The organism is Streptomyces sp. cg40 (assembly GCF_050320165.1).
Taxonomy (GTDB): Bacteria; Actinomycetota; Actinomycetes; order Streptomycetales; family Streptomycetaceae; genus Streptomyces; species Streptomyces hokutonensis.
In genome coordinates, this window is record NZ_CP190128.1 from 5177501 (window position 1) to 5197744 (window position 20244).

Below are 20244 nucleotides of genomic sequence, written 5' to 3' on the forward strand. Positions count from 1 at the left end.
CCTGACTCCCAGTCAGAGTGGGCTGCCATCCCGGCCGTTGGGCCGTTCCGACGTCTCAAACCTTAGCCGATTCCCCCGGCGGAGTTCCAATCGAGGTCCAGTGACCTGATCGAACACAGCCGAGCCCAAATCGAATTGAATTCGGGCACGCCGAAATCAATCCCGTTGGGAGATCGTGCGGATGGTTTGGGTTGCCGCTGTCGCGGCGGAGGTGCCACCGGAGAACCGTTACGGCTCGGCGGCAACCCGAAGAACTTTACGGATCGGCGAGGGGTGTGTCAACTACCCCTGTCAAGATCTTTTCCTGGGCGAGTCGGAGGCAAGTCAGAGGCGGCCCGGAGACCACTCAGTCCAGGTCGCTCAGGCGCCCGCCCGCGTCTGGCTGGGCGTGCTCCACCCTACGCAGCAGCCGGGTGAGGACCTCACCGAGGACGGTGCGCTCGTCCGGCGACAGGTCCTGGAGCAGGTCCTCCTCGAAGACCGTCGCCATGCGCATCGCCTCCAGCCACTTGCCGCGGCCCTCGGGAGTCAGCTCCACGATCACGCGGACTCGGTTGGACTCGTCCCGCTCCCTGGTGACCAGCCCCTCGGAGACCATGCGGTCGATCCGGTGGGTCATCGCGGCCGGCGTGAGGCCGAGGCGCTTGGCGAGGTCGCTGGGGCCCATCCGATAGGGGTCGCCGGCGAGGACGAGGGCCTTGAGGACCTCCCAGTCGGCGCTGCTGATGCCGAGGTTCGCGGTCTGGCGGCCGTAGGCGACGTTCATGCGGCGGTTGAGGCGGCCCAGAGCCGAGACGATCTTCTCGACCTGGGGGTCGAGGTCCCGGAATTCGCGCTGGTAGGCGGCGATCTGTTCATCGAGCGTCGGCTCCGGGACGCCGCTGGTGTCGGCCATGCGCGCAGTATGGCACGGGCTTCCTTTGCCTTGAAGTCCTTGAGTATGTACTCTTTAGGTTCTAAGTCTTCAGATCTAACTAGTTGATTGAGGTGAACGTGACCAGGGCGATGGGCGCAGCGATGCGCCGGATCCACGTGGGCAACGCACTCAGCGCGTTCGGGCTCGGCTTCACGGTCCCGTACCTGTACGTCTATGTGGCGCAGGTGCGGGGCCTTGGAGGTATGACGGCGGGGCTCGTCCTCGCCGTCTTCGCCGTGGCCGCGTTGATCGTGCTGCCGTTCGCCGGGCGGGCCATCGTCCGGCGGGGCCCGCGGCCGGTTCTGCTCGTCGCCCTGGTCCTGGCCGCCGTAGGGGCGATGAGTCTGGGGCTGGCGGGTACGGCGACAGCGGTGCTGGTGTCGGCCGCTGCGCTCGGGGCCGGGCAGGCCGTGATGCAGCCGGCGCTTGCCACGATGATCGTGGAGTGTTCGACGGCCGAGACGCGGTCGCGGGCGTTCGCCATGCAGTTCTTTCTGCAGAACCTCGGGCTCGGTGTCGGTGGGCTCATCGGGGGTCATCTGGTCGACGCGACCAGTGCGTCGTCGTTCACGTTGCTGTTCGGGATCGAAGCGGCGATGTTCCTGGTGCTCGCCGGGGTGATGGCGAGCGTGCGGATGCCGCACTCGCCGGTCATCGGGGACGCTCCCTCGCAGTCGGCCAAGGGTGCGTGGAAGCGTCTGCTCGGGAATCGGGCCATGGTGCAGCTGGGTGTGCTCGGCTTCGTCATGTTCTTCGCCTGCTACGGGCAGTTCGAGTCCGGGCTGAGTGCGTACGGGGTGGAAGCCGCTGGCATTTCTACGTCCGCCCTTGGGACCGCGCTGGCCGCCAACACCGCGATGATCGTGGTCGCACAGTTCGCCGTGCTGAAGTTCGTCGAGCGGCGGCGACGGTCCAGGGTGATCGCCGGGGTCGGGCTGATCTGGGCGCTGGCGTGGGTCACCGCCGGGTATGCCGGGCTCGGGCACGGGAGTCAGGAGATGGCCACGGCCGCCTTCGTGTCGACGTACGCGCTGTTCGGGCTCGGTGAGGCGATGCTGTCGCCGACCGTCGCGCCGCTGGTCGCCGATCTGGCGCCGGAGGGGATGGCCGGGCAGTACAACTCGGCCTTCGCCCTGGTGAAGCAGCTCGCGCTGGCCGTGGGGCCCGCGGTGGGCGGGCCGCTGGGTGCCTCGCTGCCGGGGCCGTACGTCGTGATGTTCTTCGTGTTCTCGCTGGGGATCAGCGTGCTCGCCCTGCGCCTGGGGCGGCAGCTGACCGCCGTACAGGATCAGCCGTGGCGGGCCAAGGGGAGTCTGGTGGTGGCTCGGGGGGCTGCCGAGCCGGTGGGTGTGGACGCGTAGGTCATACCTGGGCCGTCTTGGGGAGTACGAACTCGCACCAGACGGCCTTGCCGCCGCCCGGAGTGCGGCGGGAGCCCCAGGTGGTGGCGATGGTCGCCACGATCGCGATGCCTCGGCCCGACTCGTCCGCCGGTTCCGCGCGGCGGCGGCGCGGGAGGTGGTCGTCGCCGTCCGTGACCTCGACGATCAGGCGGCGGTCGGTGCGGCGGAGCCGTAGGCGCATGGGTGGGGTGCCGTGCTGGAGGCTGTTGGCGACCAGCTCGCTGGCGGCCAGGACGCCCAGGTCGTGCAGTTCGGTGGGGAAGCGCCAGCTGGTGAGGACTCCGGAGGCGAAGGCACGCGCGCGTGGGGCTGCTTCTACCCCGCCGAGAAGCTCCAGGGCCGCGTTGCGGAAGAGGTCGCCGTCGTGGCCGGTGTGGGTCGGGTGCTGGACGACCAGGACGGCCACGTCGTCGTCGTGGTCGGCGGTGACGCCCATCGAGCGGACCAGGCGGTCGCAGACGACCTGGGGAGTGCCGGTGGCGCCGGCCAACGCACGTTCCAGGGAGGCGATTCCCTCGTCGAGGTCCTCGTCCCGGCGTTCCACCAGGCCGTCCGTGTAGAGGACCGCCGTGGAGCCGGGGCTGAGCGGGATCGAGCCCGAGGAGTGGATCCAGCCGCCGGTGCCGAGTGGGGGGCCGGTGGGTTCGTCGGCGCGCTGGACCGTGCCGGTCTCGTCGCGGACGAGGATCGGGAGGTGGCCGGCGGAGGCGTACACCAGGCGGCCCTCGTTCGGGTCGAAGATGGCGTACACGCAGGTGGCGATCTGGTTGGCGTCGATCTCCGTGGCGAGGCCGTCCAGGAGCTGGAGGATCTCGTGCGGGGGCAGGTCGAGGCGGGCGTACGCGCGGACGGCGGTGCGGAGTTGGCCCATGACGGCCGCCGCGCGGACGCCTCGGCCCATGACGTCGCCGATGACGAGGGCGGTGCGGCCGCCGCCGAGGGTGATGACGTCGTACCAGTCGCCGCCGACCGCGGCCTCGGTGCCGCCGGGCTGGTAGGTGGCGGCGATGCGCAGGTCGTCGGGCTCTTCAAGTTCCTGCGGGAGGAGCGAGCGCTGGAGGGTCACCGCCGTCTCGCGCTGGCGGCGCTCGCTCGTGCGCAGGCGCTCGGCGGCCTCGGCATGGTCGGTGACGTCGGTGGCGAAGATCAGGACGCCGCCTTCGCCGCCGTCGGCGCTCTTGGCGACCGGGGTGGAGGTGAACGTGTAGGACCGGCCGCCGGGGGCCTTGCGGGACTTGAGGGTGCGGGGTTTGCCGCTGCGCAGGACCTGGTCGAGGAGCGGGAGCAGGCCGAGTTCGTCGAGCTCGGGGAGGGCCTCGCGGGCCGGTGCGCCCAGGGGGCGGTCGCCGAAGGCGGCCACGTAGGCGTCGTTGACGTACGCGATGCGCTGGTCGGGGCCGTGCACCAGGGCGACGAGGGCCGGGACGCGGTCGAGGACCTCGCGGACGGGCAGGTCGTCGACGGCGGGGGTGGGCGGCGGCTCGTCGGTGAGCTGCTCGGCGCGGGCCGCGGGGACGGAGCCCTCGCCCCGGCGGTCCGGGGTGACCTGGTGGTCGGTCCGCGCTGCGGCGCGGCGCTGCGTTCCGGGGAGCCGGGCGCTCCAGCGCGTGAAGTTCACGAATCCTTGCCTCGTGTAGGTGTCGTCGGCCGGTTGCGGACCCTGCCGGGGGTCCGGGGGCCGCGCGGCGGGGGCCGCACATCGGTCGCCGGGGGATGCAGCACAGTGGGGAGAGCCTCTTGGGTGGGACGGGCGGGCGCGGGCCCGTCCGAAGTCGGGGACCAGTCTGGCAGTGTGGCGGACCGGGCCGATATTCGTCAGACGCCCCGGCCGCCGGTGGAGTTCCTCGGTCCGGTCAGTTCGACCCCTTCGGGTCGTGCGGAGGCTTCCCACCGGCCGCGAGTTCGAACTCGGCTCGCGGGTGTTCGAGTGAACCGAGAGAGACGATCTCCCGTTTGAAGAGCCCCGCCAGGGTCCATTCGGCGAGCACGCGGGCCTTGCGGTTGAAGGTGGGGACCCTGCTGAGGTGGTAGACGCGGTGCATGAACCAGGCAGGGTAGCCCTTCAGCTTCCGTCCGTAGACCTGCGCGACACCTTTGTGGAGTCCCAGGGAGGCGACCGAGCCGACGTACTTGTGGGCGTACGTCTGGAGGGGTTCGCCCCGCAGGGAGTGCGCGATGTTGTCGCCGAGGACCTTGGCCTGGCGGACCGCGTGCTGGGCGTTGGGGGCGGTGTCGGTGCCGGGCGCGTCGGCGGTCACGTCGGGGACGGCTGCCGCGTCTCCCGCTGCCCACGCGTGCGTGGCGCCCTCGATCGTCAGCTCGGCGGTGCATTCGAGGCGGCCGTGCGCGGTGAGCGGGAGGTCGGTGGCGGCGAGGACGGGGTGGGGTTTGACGCCGGCCGTCCACACGAGCGTGCGGGTGGGGAAGCGCTGGCCGTCGTCGAGTACGGCGACGCGGTCGGCGCAGGAGGCGAGGCGGGTCTCCAGGAGGACCTGGATGTTGCGTCTGCGGAGCTGGGTGACGGTGTAGGTGCCCATCTCCTCGCCGACCTCGGGGAGGATGCGGTTCGAGGCCTCCACGAGGATCCACTTCATGTCGTCGGCCTGGACGTTGTGGTAGTAGCGCACGGCGTAGCGGGCCATGTCCTCCAGTTCGCCGAGCGCCTCTACGCCGGCGTAACCGCCCCCTACGAAGACGAAGGTCAGGGCCGCGTCGCGGATCGCGGGGTCGCGGGTGGAGGAGGCGATGTCCAGTTGCTCGATGACGTGGTTGCGCAGGCCGATGGCCTCCTCGACGGTCTTGAAGCCGATGCCGTGCTCGGCGAGACCGGGGATGGGCAGGGTGCGGGAGATGGAGCCGGGGGCCAGGACGAGTTCGTCGTACGGCAGCTCTTCGGTGCCGGTGCCCTCCTCCTCGGTGGCGAGGGTGCTGAGGGTCGCGGTGCGCTTGCCGTGGTCGATGGCGGTGGCCTCGCCGATGACGACCCGGCACTTGTCGAGGACGCGGCGCAGCGGGACGACGACATGGCGGGGGGAGATCGAACCGGCGGCGGCCTCGGGGAGAAACGGCTGATACGTCATGTAAGGGTCGGGGGAGACGACGGTGATCTCGACCTGCCCGCGCCTGATTTCACGTTTCAACTTCTTCTGAAGGCGCAGGGCCGTGTACATCCCGACGTAGCCGCCACCGACAACGAGAATGCGCGCGCGTTCCTTCACCATCCCATGACGCACCCGGCGCTGGAGTTTGTCCACAGGCTCGACAAATTGTGTGACCGGCGGGGGAGGCCGCGCGCGGGCGCCGGAATTGCCGGAGTACGGGGCAGGTGCGCAGGTCAGTGGGGGTGATCGGGGTGACCTTGGGGGGCGCAATCGGGATGTATGCGACCCGTACTCCGATCGGGGGGCGCTCCGTGCGGAACCTGCCCCTTCTGAATTGACCCCCTCTCAACTATGTTCGTGTGTCGACGGGGTGAAGGGGGATGCGCTCAACGAGCCCGCGAGAAGCGTGGTTCGTGAACCGGGCTTGTCTCACGATGCTCCGGCTGCCAATGGCGGGGAGTCTCCGGGGGGAGACGTCATTAACCGGGGGAACGTGTATGCATATTCAGGACTCTCATTGGACATCCGCGTCTGCCGTCGCATCCGGCGCCGCGGTCGGTGCGACGGGAAACGGACGCGGGGACAGCTCGCGGACGACGCCGTTGCGCGTGGACGCACAGCGCAATCTTGAGCACGTGCTGCGGGCGGCGCGTGAGGTCTTCGGCGAGCTGGGCTACGGCGCGCCGATGGAGGACGTGGCGCGGCGCGCGCGGGTCGGTGTCGGCACGGTGTACCGGCGCTTCCCGAGCAAGGACGTCCTGGTGCGCCGGATAGCCGAGGAGGAGACCTCCCGGCTGACCGACCAGGCGCGTTCGGCGCTCGGCCAGGAGGACGAGCCGTGGTCGGCGCTGTCGCGCTTCCTGCGGACGTCGGTGGCCTCGGGTGCCGGGCGGCTGCTGCCGCCGCAGGTGCTGCGGGTGGGCGTCGCCGACGAGGGCGCCGAGGGCTCCCTGCTGGACGAGGCGCGGGTGCCGCAGCAGCGGACCCAGCCGGGCACGGGTGAGCTGCGGCTGGTGCCGGAGGAGTCGGCGGGGTCCCTGGGCTCGGTGGTCGACGACGCCGGGGCGGCGGCACTGCTGGAGGTCGTGGGGCAGCTCGTGGACCGGGCGCGGGCGGCGGGTCAGCTGCGGCCGGACGTCTCGGTGTCGGACGTGCTGCTGGTGATCGCCACGGCGGCGCCCTCGCTGCCGGACGCGGCACAGCAGGCGGCTGCGTCGGCGCGGTTGCTGGACATTCTGCTGGAGGGGCTGCGGTCGCGGCCCCTGTGAGGACGACCCTCCGGGGTCGGCTCTTCGGGGTCGGCTCTTCGGGGTCGGGAGGCCTGTTGGCGGGTGACTCGAATAGGTGACTGTGGTGCGTGGGCGCTGCGCGGCCCGCGCCCCGAGTGATGCCCGGGAGCGTTCCGGGCATTTCGGGCATCGATGCCAACTCCCTTTCCGGAGGCGAGAGTTGAGCCTTCCCCGAAGAGGTGAACGCTAGTACTGCGTTGCGGGAAGTCCCCACGGACGAGTGGAAGGTCCGTACGACGGGGTCCTGAACAAAAGCCAATATGGCTACGCTGACCCGGTGTTCTGGACTGGTTGGGCAGGCGGCGGGGGCTTTCCGCGATGAGCGTTGACGGGCGGGACGAGCCACTGGGTGACGGTGACCCGGAGGCCGGTGGGCTGACCTCACCACAGGTGCCGAGCCAGGGCGGGCCCAGTGGCGTCCCCCAGGACACCGATCCCGGCGAGGGCAGCGTCCCGCCGCAGCGCGAGGGCAGCGTCCTGCCGCCGCCGCTGGAGCGGCCCACGGCCGACGCCTCGCTGATCGAGCGGATGCGCGCCGGTGACGACACGGCGTACGAGGAGCTGTACCGGCGCCACGCGGACGCCGTGCGCCGCTACGCCCGCACCTGCTGCCGGGACGCCCACACCGCCGACGACCTGACCGCCGAGGTCTTCGCCCGCATGCTCCAGGCGGTGCGCGGCGGCTCCGGGCCCGAGCACGCCGTACGCGCCTATCTGCTGACCTCCGTCCGGCGCGTCGCCGCGAACTGGACGAAGTCGGCGAAGCGGGAGCAGCTCGTCGACGACTTCGCGGTGTTCGCCGCGCAGTCCGCGCGGGTGTCGGAAGTGTCGGACGACGACACACTGGACCTCGGCGCCGATGTACGGGCCATGCACGAGGCCGAGCAGTCCATGGCCATGCGGGCGTTCCGGTCGCTGCCCGAGCGGTGGCAGGCCGTGCTGTGGCACACCGAGGTCGAGGACGAGTCGCCGAGCGAGGTCGCCACGCTCTTCGGGCTCGACGCCAACGGCACGCGCGTGCTGGCCAGCCGGGCCCGTGAGGGCCTCAAGCAGGCATACCTCCAGGCCCATGTCAGCGCCACCCTCACCGACGACGAGGAGTGCGCGCGCTACGCCGACCAGCTCGGCACCTACGCCCGCCGCCGGCTGCGCACGCGTGCCGAGCGGGGGCTGCGCAAGCACCTGGAGGAGTGCACCAAGTGCCGGCTGGCCGCGCTGCAGATCGAGGAGGTCGCCAGCGGGATCCCGGCGGTCGTCCCGGTCGCGGTCATCGGCTGGTTCGGCGCCGCCGGGTACGCCAAGGCGGTCGCGCTCATCGCGGGCGGCGCGGGAGCGGGAGCGGCCGGTGCGGCGGGCGCCGCCGCGGCGGCGAGCGGGAGTTCGTCCGGCGGGGCGGGTGCCGCCGGTGCGTCCGCGGCGGCCGGCGGCAGCTCGTCGGGCGGGGCCGGTGCCGGTGGCGCGGCGGCCTCCGAGGGGCTCGGCGCGCCGGTGAAGGCGGGCATCGCGGCCGGTGTGGTCGCGGTGGGGGTGGTCGCGGCGGTGGCGTTCGCGCTGGCCAACCACGACAGTGCGACGAAGCCGCCCGAGGCCAAGCCGGCCCCCTCCTCCTCTCCCGTAGTCAAGCCCGAGCCGCCGACACCGACGCCTCCGAAGAAGCAACCCTCCCAGGAACCGGCGGTGTTGGCCCCCGAGCCGACCCCCACCCCGAGCCCGACGCCTACGCCCACCCCCAAGCCGACGCCGACCCCTAGGGCCACCCCGACTCCGACACCAACTCCTCGGCCCACGCCCACGCCTACACCGACGCACACCCCCACACCGACCCCGACGCCCCCACCCGCGCCGACGATCTTCCAGGTGAGCGAGCTCTCGTACAACGTCAACGGCGACGGCACCGCCCCGGAGATCCGGCTCGGCGACAGCAGTTGGGTGTGGCAGCGCTACGGCGTCTCGATCGGCGGCACGCGCTACACCCACGGGGTCACCGTGCACGGCCGCTCCTCCGTGACGATCGACCTCAACCGGCAGTGCGTCTCCTACGACGCGGAGGTCGGCGTCGACGACATGATGCTCGGGCTCGGCAAGGTCTACTTCTCGGTGTACGCGGACGGGGTCCGGCTGTGGAGCTCCGGGGAGATCGACGGCGGGGACCCGGCCGTGCCGGTCCATGTGGGTCTCGCCGGGCGCAAGACCGTACGGCTGGTGGTCGAGCCGCGCAGTTCCTTCGACGACCTGGCGCTCGCCGACTGGGCGGAGTCGAAGTTCACCTGCCAGTAGGGCCCGGATCCGGTTCCGGATACGGCAGTTCGGTCAGCACCTCGTCCACGGTGAGGGACTCGCCCCGGGCGCGCTCGGCGGCGTAGCGCTCGGCGCCCAGTGCGGCGCGGGCGGTCTCCTCGATGCGCTCGGTCCGGGCGCGCTCGGGCATGGGGCGCGGATGGCCGCCGCGCAACCGGTCGGCCGCCGCGAACAGCCTTACGGCGCCCGGGAGTTCACCGAGTTCGGCGAGGAGCGTCGCCGCGAAGTCCATCAGGGCCGCGGTGACCACCTCGGCGCAGCGCAGCTCCACCGCCTCGCGCAGGGCGCCGGCCATCGCCGCCAACCCGCGCGCGGGGCCGCGCTCGGCGGCCGTGACCAGGGCGTCGACCGCGCCCAGCGCCGCCCGGAACTGGGGCGGCGGTGTGCCGCGACCGCTCTCCTCACGGGCCTGTTCGCAGAGCGCGCGGGCGTGGGCCACGTCCCCGTCCTCCAGGGCGATGTGCGCGCGCAGCAGCTGGATGAACGCGTGGGCGTCCGCGACGCCGTGCCGGTCGGAGGCCTCGGTCGCCTCGTCCAGGCCCGCGATCGCGGCCTCGCGGTCACCCGCGCGGAAGGCCAGTTCGGCGAGCCGGGCGATGAGGAACGGCGTCTCGGTGTGGGCGCCGACCTCGTAGGCGAGCGCGAGCGCCTCCTCGTAGGCCCCCTTGGCCTCCTCGAACCGGCCGCGGCCCATGGCGGCCTCGCCGACCGCGCTGGACACCTGGGCCCGCACCCAGCGGTCGCCGACGCGTCGGCAGAGCGCGCGCAGTTCCGCCAGGTCGTCGTCGACGCCCGCCATCCCGCCCGGGGAGTCGACGACCATGTGCGTGCGGAACATCAGGATGACGGCGACCTCCCAATCCCCGCCGTGGGCACGGGCGTTGGCGACCGCCACGTCCATGACGTCCCGGATGTCCATCGTGTCGCGCAGGAAGTACGCGGTGAACGGCCACGCGAGCCCCGGCATCCGCGCCGCGGCCGGTCCGCCGCCGGCGAAGAATGCCTGCACCGACGAGACGTACCGCCGCAGCCGCTCGTCCCGCAGTCCGTTCGGCAGGTGGTCCAGGGCGCCGGACTCGGCCCCCAGGAAGAGGTGCAGCATCCGGAGGTTCATGCGCTGGGTGCGCAGGGGGTGGTCGGCGTCGGCGTCCGGGGCGGCGAGGTAGGCGCCGAACGGGTCGGGGGCAGCCGTGCCGGGATCCGGGGCGGCGGCGGTCGTGCCGGGGTCCGGCGACGGGATCAGGGCGAGGATGCGCTCGGTCCAGTCGACGCCCTCCCGGCGGTAGTTGCGCAGCCACCAGAACCAGCCGACGGCGAGGGCCAGGGCGCCCGCCTCTTCCTCGTCGCCTGCGGTGATCGTCCGGTCGAGGGCCGCGCGGAAGTTGTCGAGCTCGGTCTCCAGGCGGGCGATCCACGGGAGTTGCTCCCAGGAGCGGAGCAGGGGCTCGGCCTCCTCGACGAGGGCGCGTACCCAGGACCGGTGTCGGCGCTCGGCCGCCGTACGCAGGGCCGGGGTCTCGGCGGCGCGCTCGACGGCGTACTCGTGGATGGTCTCCAGCGTGCGGTAGCGCATGCCCTCGGGTGCCTCCCCCGGGGTGGCCACGATCAGGGACTTGTCGACGAGGGCGCCGATCAGGTCCGCCGCGGGGCCGGTGCACACGCTCTCCGCCGCCGCGAGGTCCCAGCCGCCGGCGAACACGGAGACCTCGCGCAGCAGGGTCCGCTCGTGCTCGTCGAGGAGGTCCCAGGACCAGTCGACGACGGCCCGCAGGGTCTGCTGGCGGGGCAGGACCGTACGGCTGCCGGAGGTGAGCAGACGGAAGCGGTCGTCCAGGCGGTCGGCGATCTGGCGGGGGGTGAGCAACCGCAGCCGGGCGGCGGCGAGTTCGATGGCCAGGGGCAGGCCGTCGAGGCGCCGGCAGATCTCCGTGACCGCTTCGGTGTCCTGGAGCACGGCCGCCGCGTCGGGGCGGACGGCGGCGGCGCGCTCCGCGAAGAGGCGGTGGGCCTGGTCGGGGACGAGGGGTTCGACCGGGCGCACCGACTCGCCGGGGACGCCCAGGGGTTCACGGCTGGTGGCGAGGATCGTGAGCCCCGGGCAGCGGGTCAGGAGGATCTCGGCGAGGTCGGCCGCCGTGCCGATGACATGTTCGCAGTTGTCAAGGATCAGGAGTCGGCTGCGCGCCGCGCAGTACTCGATCAGCAGGGCGACGGGGTCGTCCTGCGGGACCGCCAGCTCGGTGGTCATCAGTACGGTCTCGCGCAGACCGAGGGCACTGACCACCGCGCCCGGCACCGCCTCCGGCCGGTCGAGCCGGGCGAGCTCGACCAGCCACGCCTGCGGGAGCCCGGCGGCGGCTTCCTCGGCGAGACGGGTCTTTCCGGAGCCGCCCGGTCCGGTGAGCGTGACGAGGCGGGCCCTGTGCACTTCGGAACGGATGGCGGCGATCTCGGGTTCCCGCCCCACGAAGGAGGTAAGCCGCGGACGCAGGTTGCCGTCGCGTTCGGACTGCCGGACCGGCTGGGCCGACCGGGCCGGAGCCGGTGACTTGAGCAACTCGCCGTGCAGGGCCCGCAGTTCCGGCCCCGGGTCGGCGCCGAGGCCGTCGGCGAGCGCGCGCCGGGCGGCCTCGTAGGCGGCCAGCGCGTCGGCGCCCCGCCCCGAGTCGCGCAGGGCGCGGATGAGGAGGGCGTGCAGCGGTTCGTCGTACGGGTGCGCCGCGGTCAGTTCCTTCAACTCCGGTACGGCGTCGGCGGCGCGGCCCAGCAGCAGGTCGGCCTCGACCCGCGCGCGGGTGGCCTCCTCGCGCAGCGCGTCCGGGCGGGCGGCGGCGGAGCGGTCCGGGAGGTCGGCGAGGGCGGGCCCGCGCCACAGGGCGAGCGCCTCGCCGAGGTCGCTGGCGGCGGCGGTCGCCTCGCCGCGCTCCAGGGCGGCCGTGCCCTGGCGCACCAGCCGTTCGAAGACGTACAGGTCCACGTCGTCCCGGCTCGCCGCGAGCCGGTAGCCGCCGGGTTCGGAGACGATCGCGTCCTTGCCGACGGTACGGCGCAGCCGGCCGACGAGAGCCTGGAGGGCGGCCGGGGCGTCCTGGGGAGGCTCGTCGGCCCACACCTCGTCGATCAGCGTCCCGAAGGGGACGATCCGCCCCGGGTGCAGGGCGAGCGCGGCGAGCAGCGCGCGCAGCCGCGCACCGCCGAGCGCCACGACGGCGCCCCGCTCGTCCTCCGCCCGGGTACTGCCCAGGATTCCGTACCGCACCGGGCCATTGTCACCGGGCACAAGGGCCGAGGTCACGGCGTTTGTGGGCGGGGCCCGCGGTTGGGGCGGTTTGTGCGGGTGCGCTGCCCGAAGTCGTGGTGGCGGGACGCTCCGGCCGCTCCCACCTGGTGTGCCTCTCGGGCGACTCCCGTTGGCGACCCCCTCAGGCCACTCCCGCTCCCCCGCCCGAAGCCAACGCCCCCCGCTGCGGCCTGATCCCCGCCGGTACCGCACGCGCGCGTGCCGGTGTTCCCGTCCAGCAGGTGCCACGGCGGGCCAGCAGGCGGCCGAGCCACAGCTCCAGGGAGACCAGGTCCGCGAGGCCGTCCAGGGGGAGGGGTTCGCCCTGGGCCGCCGCGCGGAGCGCCTTGCGGACGACGCGGGCCTCGACCAGGCCGGCCTGTGCCAGCAGGGGTGTGTCGAAGAGGGCCATCAGGGAGTCCGCGGCCACCCGGAGTCCCGTGCGGGACGCGGCTGCCGCCGACGCGTGGGAGGGGGCGCCCCAGCCGGGCGGGAGGTCGCCGACACCGGCGCCCTCCAGGACCGTACGGAGGATGGCCGCGCGGGCCCCTGGCTGGACGCGTAGCGCCTCGGGGAGGGTCCGGCAGGCCCGGACGACCTGGTTGTCGAGAAAGGGCATGTGCAGGCGCTGGGAGCGGATCTCGGCGGCCTGTTCCAGGACGCGCAGGTCCCCCGCGTGTCTGGCGAGCGCGGCCCGCGCGCGGAAGTCGCCCGGGCGCTGTCCCGGGCCGACCCCCTGGCCCTGGCGGCTCGGCGCCCCTTGTAGGCGAACCGATACTTCAGCCAGGGCCTCACCGGTCAGCCAACGCGCGGCGGGCCCCGGTCTGGCCCAGGTGAGCGCGGCGAGTGAGGCCCCGACGGCACCGCCCGGCTCGTCGAAACGCTTCTGGAGGAGCCGGTCGGCGAGGACCTCGAGACCCGCGCCGTACGGGGTACGGGCCAGCCGGCGGGCCGCGCCGTACACGCGCCCGGGGACCATCACCGAACCGTCCGCCTTCGCCAACGCGGCCACCGGGCGCACCAGATGACGCCGTTTGCGGTCCATCAGCAGATCCGCGAGACGGGCGGGATGCGCGTCCAGGACCTGGCGGGCGCCGTAGCCGGTGAAGTGGTCGGCGCTGCCGGCGGCGAGCCGGGCGCGGTGGCGGGCGGCGGTGATCAGGGAGGGGCCGGGTTCGTCGGTGAGGGGGCCGTCGAGTTCGGCGTACGGGAGGACGTCCTCGCCGCCGGTGACCACTACGTGGTGCAGGCGCGGGTTGGCCGCGAGGGTGCCCGCGCGCTCCACCTCGGACTCGCGTCCGCGAACGGCGAGATCGTTGAACGTGACGGCCAGAAGCCGTTCGCCCGCGCCCGTGCCGTGTCCGAGGACCGTGCCGGGCGCGCCGGGCAGTCCGGCGGCGAGCAGGGCCAGCGTTCCGGAGGCGGGTCCCCCGGAGAGGTCGGCGCCGATGCCGGGGACGGGCATCCCGCGCGCGGCACGCCGTTCGGCGGGTCCCATGCCGGGCACCGGGCCCGGGTCGATGTCGGGAACGTGCCGGGGCGCGGACAGGCGCGCACGTACCGCGTCGACCAGTGCGTCCCGTACGGCGTCGACCGCACTGTCGGGGTCGACAGGCGCGGCGGCGACGGCGAGGGAGGCGACCGGCTCGTACCCGGCGATCTCACGCGCCCCGGCGCGCAGGATCAGCGCATGCCCCGGCGGAATGCGCCGCACGCCGTCGTACGGCGTGGAGTCGTGCAGCGCGGCGGGCACGTCCGGGGCGGCCAACAGGGCCGCCAGGTGCCCGAAGTCGAGGTTGGCCTCGATGAGGTCGGCCAGCGGGAGCGCGGCGGTCGAGTACGCCGTACCGCCGGCCCAGGGGGTGTAGAACACCGGCTTGGCGCCCGCGAGATCGCCGCAGACCATGGTGCGGCGGCCGACCTTGACGACCGCCGTGTAACTCCCCGACCAGGCCGTCAGATGCCGAAGTGCCCCTCCGCGCGCGGAGAACAGGCTCAGCCGCAGCTCCTCGTCGGAGGCGCCGCAGGTACCGAGGACCGCGATCCGGGTCTCCGCGTCGACCTTCACGACGCGCACCTCGTCGGGCCGCCAGTCGCCGACCGCCCACAGCGGATCCGGGTCTCCCCACAGGAGTTGGGACCCCACCGGATGCACCGTCTCACCGTCGAGTCCGGTCGCTCCCGCCGAACCGATCGCGGCGGCTCCAGCGGCGGTACTGCTCCATCCCACCAACCACCGCATCGACGCCTCCACAGGCTGTGGACAACCAGTGCACCGCACGAACTGGGCACCATGCTGCCATGAAGGACGCCTTCCGGAGGGCCGGAGAAGCCGCTTGAGATCGCGCGAAGACGCCCTGGACGAGGGACAACCGGACAACGACGACCCTACGTCCGCGACGTGAATGCGCCCCCGATACGCTCCCCCAAAACCCCTAACGCGCCCTCAACTCCCGTGGTAGGAGCGGTATTCGGCACCGAGAGGCGGGGGCGATTTTCGGCCAAATCGGTGTTACGAGCACAGGCTCGCGCACGCTCCGTACATGCCGTGCGCACCGCTTCGCACCGCGCACAGTCCGGGAGGCGGAGTACGCCTCCCGGACCGGTCCGCCGCCCGCGGGGATGTAGGCGGCGGTGTCCCCCAGCCCACTGGATCCAGTACAGCGGGCCGACCCACGCACGATCCATCGAAGCGCTCCCGCGATGGCCGGAGAAGAGCGCACGGACGGGCGCACGGCCACACGGCGGGGGCACGTCGCAACCCTCCGTGCAAACCCCGCACTCGCGTACGGACCACAATCCCGCCATCCGGAACAATGCCCCTTAACGCTTGGGATGCGGCGAACTACGCTGGGTTTACGAATGCCGCATGGTTATGCCAGCGCGGCAGCCGTCTGTGTCGAGGGGTGGCGCATGTCCAGGGAGCAACGCGGGCCGAACGAAAAACTCGGCACCGTTCTCGCCCTCGCGGGAATCAGCAACGCAGGACTCGCGCGTCGCGTCAACGATCTTGGCGCTCAACGCGGGTTGACACTTCGCTACGACAAGACGTCGGTGGCGCGCTGGGTGTCGAAGGGAATGGTGCCCCAGGGCGCCGCCCCGCACCTCATCGCGGCCGCCATCGGCCAGAAGCTCGGCCGCCCGGTGCCGCTCCACGAGATCGGCCTGGCGGACGCGGATCCCGCGCCGGAAGTGGGCCTCGCATTCCCCCGGGACGTCGGTCAAGCCGTGCGTTCCGCAACGGAGTTGTACCGCCTCGACCTCGCCGGCCGCCGGGCCGGCTCCGGCGGCATCTGGCAGTCCCTCGCAGGGTCGTTCGCAGTCAGCGCATACGCAACGCCCGCCTCACGGTGGCTGATAACCCCGGCCGACAGTTCGGTGGCACGCGAGGCCAACTCCGCGGAGGGCTCCGGGGCACCGCTGAAAGTCGGCCACAGCGATGTGCAGAAGCTGCGGGAGGCCGCGGAGGACGCCAGGCGGTGGGACTCCAAGTACGGGGGCGGCGACTGGCGTTCGTCCATGGTGCCGGAGTGCCTGCGGGTGGAGGCGGCACCGCTGCTGCTCGGCTCGTACTCCGACGAGGTCGGCAGAGCCCTGTTCGGCGCAAGCGCGGAACTCACCCGGCTCGCCGGGTGGATGGCCTTCGACACCGGGCAGCAGGAAGCTGCGCAGCGGTACTACATCCAGGCGCTGCGGCTCGCCCGCGCGGCGGCGGACGTGCCGCTGGGGGGCTATGTCCTGGCCTCGATGTCGCTCCAGGCGACCTACCGGGGCTTCGGCGACGAGGGTGTCGACCTCGCGCAGGCGGCACTTGAGCGCAACCGGGGGCTCGCCACCGCCCGCACCATGAGCTTCTTCCGGCTCGTCGAGGCGCGGTCCCACGCGAAGGCGGGGGACGCACAGGCGGCCGGGGCGGCGCTGAAGGCCGCCGAGGGGTGGCTGGAGCGGTCGCGGGAGGGTGACAACGATCCGTCCTGGCTGGGCTTCTACGGCTACGACCGCTTCGCCGCCGATGCGGCCGAGTGCTATCGGGATCTGAAGGCGCCCCGGCAGGTGCGGCGGTTCACCGAGCAGGCGTTGTCGAAGCCGACGGAGGAGTTCGTGCGCTCGCATGGTCTCCGGCTTGTTGTTTCCGCGGTCGCCGAGTTGGAGTCGGGGAATCTCGACGCGGCCTGTGAGCAGGGGGTGCGGGCGGTGGAGGTTGCCGGGCGCATCTCGTCTGCGCGGACGACGGAGTATGTGAAGGATCTTCTGCATCGGCTGGAGCCGTATGGGGATGAGCCTCGGGTTGTCGAGCTGCGGGAGCGGGCTCGGCCGTTGTTGATGGCGCCCGCCTAGGGATCTGCCTGGTTTGTGTTGTCTTGCGAGTGCGGGTGCACTGTGGCTGGTCGCGCCCGCGCGGCGGAGCCGCAAATGTCACAGCCTCGCGCCCCTAAGCGGGCTGCCCTTCCCCGGGTTTGAAGGCACTGTCAGTGGTGCAGTGCACTATCGGATGCGGGAGGTGGTGCGCGGTGGTCGGGTACGACTGTGATGTGCTCGTGGTCGGGGGTGGGATCGTCGGGCTGTCGGTCGCGTATGCGATCGGGCGGGCCGCGCCGGGGACGCGGGTGACCGTGCTGGAGAAGGAGGCGGGGCCCGCCCGCCACCAGACGGGCCGCAACAGCGGGGTGATCCACAGCGGGATCTACTACCGGCCCGGCTCGCTCAAGGCGCGGTACGCGGTGGGCGGGGCCGCCGAGATGGTCAAGTTCTGCGCGGAGTACGGCATTCCGCACGCCGTCACCGGCAAGCTGATCGTCGCCACGGAGCGCGCCGAGCTGCCCCGCCTGCACGCGCTCGTGCAGCGCGGCCGGGAGAACGGCATTCCGGTGCGGGAGCTCGGCGGGTCCCAGATCCCCGAGTACGAACCGGAGGTGCGGGGCCTGGCCGCCATAGAGGTCGCCACGACCGGGATCTGCGACTACGTCGCGGTCGCCCGGCACCTGGCCGAGGCCTCCGGCGCCGAGATCCGCTACGGCGCGCGCGTCGCGCATGTCGACCGGCGCCCGGAGCGCGGGGTCGCCGTCCGGACGACGGACGGTGCCGGGGGCGGAGACATCGTCCGCGCGCGCGTGCTGGTGAACTGCGCCGGGCTCCAGTGCGACGAGGTGGCCCGGCTGACCGGTGACGACCCCGGGATGCGGATCGTGCCGTTCCGCGGCGAGTACTACACGCTGACGCGGCCCGAGCTGGTGCGCGGCCTGGTGTATCCGGTGCCGGACCCGGCGTTCCCGTTCCTCGGTGTGCACCTCACGCGCGGCATCGACGGCAGCGTGCACGTGGGGCCGAACGCGGTGCCTGCGCTGGCCCGCGAGGGCTACGGCTGGGGTGTCGTACGCCCCCGCGAGATCGCGACCACGGCGGCCTGGCCCGGGGTGTGGCGGATGGCCCGGCAGCACTGGAAGTACGGGGCGGGGGAACTGCGCCGGTCACTCTCCAAGAGCGCGTTCACCAGTGCCGTACAGCGGCTGCTCCCCGCAGTGACGCCCGACGACCTCACGCCCTCGTCGGCCGGGGTGCGGGCGCAGGCCGTTCTCCGGGACGGCACCCTCGTGGACGACTTCCTGATCAAGGAGGGCCCCCGCGCGGTGCACGTCCTCAACGCCCCGAGCCCGGCGGCCACGGCGTCGCTGCCGATCGGGAGAGAGGTGGCCCGGCGGGCACTGGCCGTGCTGGAGCAGGAGGACGGCGTCCGGCTCCCGGTGCGGCCGGCGGCTCCCCGTTCCCCGTAAAATCGACCCATTGTGTCTGACTCCCCCAACACCCCCAACGCCCCCGCCCAGCCCGCGCAGCGCACCCGCAGGGGCGAACCCCGTTTCCCCGACGGCCCCAAGCCCGATCCTGCGGGCTCCCACTACGAGCGCCGCATCCGGAGTTTCCAGCCGCGCCGCAGTCGCGTGACGACGGCGCAGGCCGATGCGCTGGAGCGGCTGTGGCCCAAGTGGGGGCTGGACATCGACGGGCGGCGGGTCATCGACTTCGGGGAGCTGTTCGGGAACGACAACCCCGTCGTGCTGGAGATCGGCTTCGGGATGGGCGAGGCGACCGCGCAGATGGCCGCCGCCGACCCGGCGACGAACATCCTCGCCGCCGACGTGCACACCCCGGGCCAGGGCAATCTGCTGGGCCTCGCCGACCACCACGGGCTCTCCAACATCCGGGTCGCCAACGGGGACGCGATCATCCTGCTGCGCGAGATGCTCGCCCCGGACTCGCTCGACGGGCTGCGGGTCTACTTCCCGGACCCCTGGCCGAAGAAGCGGCACCACAAACGGCGGCTGATCCAGGAGGAGTTCCTGACGCTGGCCGCGACCCGGCTCAGGCCCGGCGCGACCGTGCACTGCGCGACGGACTGGGAGCCGTACGCGGAGCAGATGCTCGAAGTGCTCGGCGCGCACCCGGACTTCGAGAACAGCCAACCCGACGGTGATTTCGCGCCTCGTCCGGACTTCCGGCCGCTGACCCGTTTCGAGGGGCAGGGACTGGACAAGGGTCATGTCGTGAACGATCTGCTGTTCCGTCGCGTACCCCACGACGACCAGCGCTGAAGCCAGGCTCCCTCGCGGGCCGTGCCCTTACCTCGTTAGGGTCGATGCCGTGGCCACGTACTCGCCGTACCCACCGCACCCCGGCCACCCGGCCGGTGGTGTGCCCGGGCACGTGCCGCGCGGGCGCTGGTGGCACCGGACGGGGGTCCGTTACGGCGCGCTGATCACGCTGCTCGCGCTCTCCGGGCTCGTCATCCTCGCCCTCGTTCGCCAACAGACCGGCACGGAAGGGTTCTTGGTGGGTCTCGGGCTCGCCGTGCTGCCCGTGCCGCTGCTGGTCGCCGCGTTCCGCTGGCTGGACCGGGTCGATCCCGGCCCCTGGCGGAATCTCCTGTTCTCCTTCGCCTGGGGCGCCTGCGCCGCCGCGCTGATAGCGATCGTCGCGAACAGTTTCGCCACGAGATGGATAGCCACGGCGACCGCCGACCCCACCGGCGCGGACACGCTCGGCGCGACGGTGATAGCCCCGATCGTGGAGGAGTCGGCGAAGGCGGCGGCCGTCCTGCTCGTCTTCCTGTTCCGCAGACGGGACTTCACCGGGATCGTCGACGGGGTGGTGATAGCCGGGGTCACCGCCACCGGCTTCGCGTTCACCGAGAACATCCTCTACCTCGGCACCGCCTTCGGCACCGACCAGCTCACCGGTGACCGCGGTTTCACCTCAGTGACGGCGGCGACCTTCTTCGTGCGCATCGTCATGTCCCCGTTCGCGCACCCCCTGTTCACCGTCCTCACCGGCATCGGCTTCGGCATCGCCGCGCTCTCCCCCGACCGCCGGCCCGTCCGCCGCGTCCTGGTCCCGCTGACCGGCCTGCTCCTCGCGATGGGCATGCACGCGGTCTGGAACGGCTCCTCGACCTTCGGCCAGTACGGCTTCTTCGAGGTCTACGGCCTGTTCATGGTGCCCGCGTTCGGCCTGCTGACCTGGCTCGCGGTCTGGACCCGGCAACGCGAACTGCGCGCCGTGCGCGAGGAGTTGCCGGTGTATGTCCTGGCGGGCTGGCTGACGCCCGTCGAACCGTTCGTGCTCGGCTCGATGAGGGCCCGCAGCCTGGCCCGCGACTACGCCGGCCACCACCTCGGCCGTCCCGGGGCCCGCTCGGTGACCCGCTACGAGGCCTGCGCGACCTCCCTGGCGTTCCTGCGCCACCGGGCCGCGCGGGGCCGCGCCGGCGCCGACTTCGCCGTACGGGAAAGGGAGTTGCTGCACGAGCTGTGGCAGCGGCGGGAGGTGGCGCGGCCCGCGCTGGAGTACGCGGCGCGGCGGATCGCGCCGCCGGTGCCGGTGGTGGTGCCGCCGTGGCCGGTGTACGGGTTGTACGGGAACACGGCGGCGCCGTATCCCTCGTACAACCCGTACCGGTCCTGAC

General features: G+C 72.5%; 12 protein-coding genes. 7 read left to right on the forward strand and 5 right to left on the reverse strand.

All coding sequences use genetic code 11. From position 1 onward, the window contains the following. Positions 1-346: 346 nt before the first annotated feature. Positions 347-895, reverse strand: a complete 549-nt coding sequence (locus tag ACQHII_RS22910) for a MarR family winged helix-turn-helix transcriptional regulator (RefSeq protein WP_093628169.1) — start codon at positions 893-895, stop codon at positions 347-349. A gap of 98 nt (positions 896-993) precedes the next feature. On the opposite strand from ACQHII_RS22910, the gene ACQHII_RS22915 reads away from it, so the two are divergent. Next, entirely contained in the window at positions 994-2277 is a 1284-nt protein-coding gene (locus ACQHII_RS22915) for an MFS transporter (RefSeq protein ID WP_427921062.1), read from the forward strand. 1 nt (position 2278) lies between these two features. On the opposite strand, the gene ACQHII_RS22920 is transcribed toward ACQHII_RS22915, so the two are convergent. Further along, positions 2279-3937 carry an ATP-binding SpoIIE family protein phosphatase gene (locus tag ACQHII_RS22920; protein ID WP_427921063.1) on the reverse strand — a complete coding sequence of 553 codons (1659 nt, stop codon included), beginning with the start codon at positions 3935-3937 and terminating at the stop codon, positions 2279-2281. A gap of 235 nt (positions 3938-4172) precedes the next feature. Continuing rightward, positions 4173-5540: an NAD(P)/FAD-dependent oxidoreductase gene (locus ACQHII_RS22925; protein ID WP_427921064.1), complete on the reverse strand. Its 1368-nt coding sequence runs from the start codon at positions 5538-5540 to the stop codon at positions 4173-4175. A 377-nt stretch (positions 5541-5917) separates the two neighbouring features. Between ACQHII_RS22925 and ACQHII_RS22930 the strand changes: the two genes are divergently transcribed. Both ACQHII_RS22930 and ACQHII_RS22935 read left to right on the forward strand, forming a co-directional pair. Then, positions 5918-6688, forward strand: coding sequence for a TetR/AcrR family transcriptional regulator (locus tag ACQHII_RS22930; RefSeq protein ID WP_427921065.1), 771 nt, complete (start codon positions 5918-5920; stop codon positions 6686-6688). A 339-nt stretch (positions 6689-7027) separates the two neighbouring features. Further along, positions 7028-8986: a sigma-70 family RNA polymerase sigma factor gene (locus tag ACQHII_RS22935; RefSeq protein ID WP_427921066.1), complete on the forward strand. Its 1959-nt coding sequence runs from the start codon at positions 7028-7030 to the stop codon at positions 8984-8986. Here the strand turns inward: ACQHII_RS22935 and ACQHII_RS22940 are convergent. Both ACQHII_RS22940 and ACQHII_RS22945 read right to left on the reverse strand, forming a co-directional pair. Then, positions 8973-12266, reverse strand: a complete 3294-nt coding sequence (locus ACQHII_RS22940) for a BTAD domain-containing putative transcriptional regulator (protein WP_427921067.1) — start codon at positions 12264-12266, stop codon at positions 8973-8975. The two genes, ACQHII_RS22935 and ACQHII_RS22940, sit on opposite strands and share 14 nt — an antisense overlap. A gap of 163 nt (positions 12267-12429) precedes the next feature. Next, entirely contained in the window at positions 12430-14529 is a 2100-nt protein-coding gene (locus ACQHII_RS22945; protein WP_019073891.1) for an asparagine synthase-related protein, read from the reverse strand. 671 nt (positions 14530-15200) lie between these two features. Between ACQHII_RS22945 and ACQHII_RS22950 the strand changes: the two genes are divergently transcribed. The 4 genes from ACQHII_RS22950 to ACQHII_RS22965 all read left to right on the forward strand — a co-directional run bounded on the left by ACQHII_RS22950 (position 15201) and on the right by ACQHII_RS22965 (position 20243). Then, positions 15201-16625, forward strand: coding sequence for an MFS transporter (locus ACQHII_RS22950; protein WP_200715240.1), 1425 nt, complete (start codon positions 15201-15203; stop codon positions 16623-16625). A 173-nt stretch (positions 16626-16798) separates the two neighbouring features. After that, on the forward strand, positions 16799-18058 hold the full coding sequence (lhgO, locus tag ACQHII_RS22955; RefSeq protein ID WP_427921068.1) for an L-2-hydroxyglutarate oxidase: 1260 nt from the start codon (positions 16799-16801) through the stop codon (positions 18056-18058). 12 nt (positions 18059-18070) lie between these two features. Beyond that, positions 18071-18874 (forward strand): tRNA (guanosine(46)-N7)-methyltransferase TrmB, encoded by an 804-nt coding sequence (trmB, locus tag ACQHII_RS22960; RefSeq protein WP_427921069.1) that lies wholly within the window; start codon positions 18071-18073, stop codon positions 18872-18874. 49 nt (positions 18875-18923) lie between these two features. Continuing rightward, entirely contained in the window at positions 18924-20243 is a 1320-nt protein-coding gene (locus ACQHII_RS22965) for a PrsW family glutamic-type intramembrane protease (protein WP_427921070.1), read from the forward strand. The last annotated feature ends 1 nt before the right edge of the window (position 20244 follow it).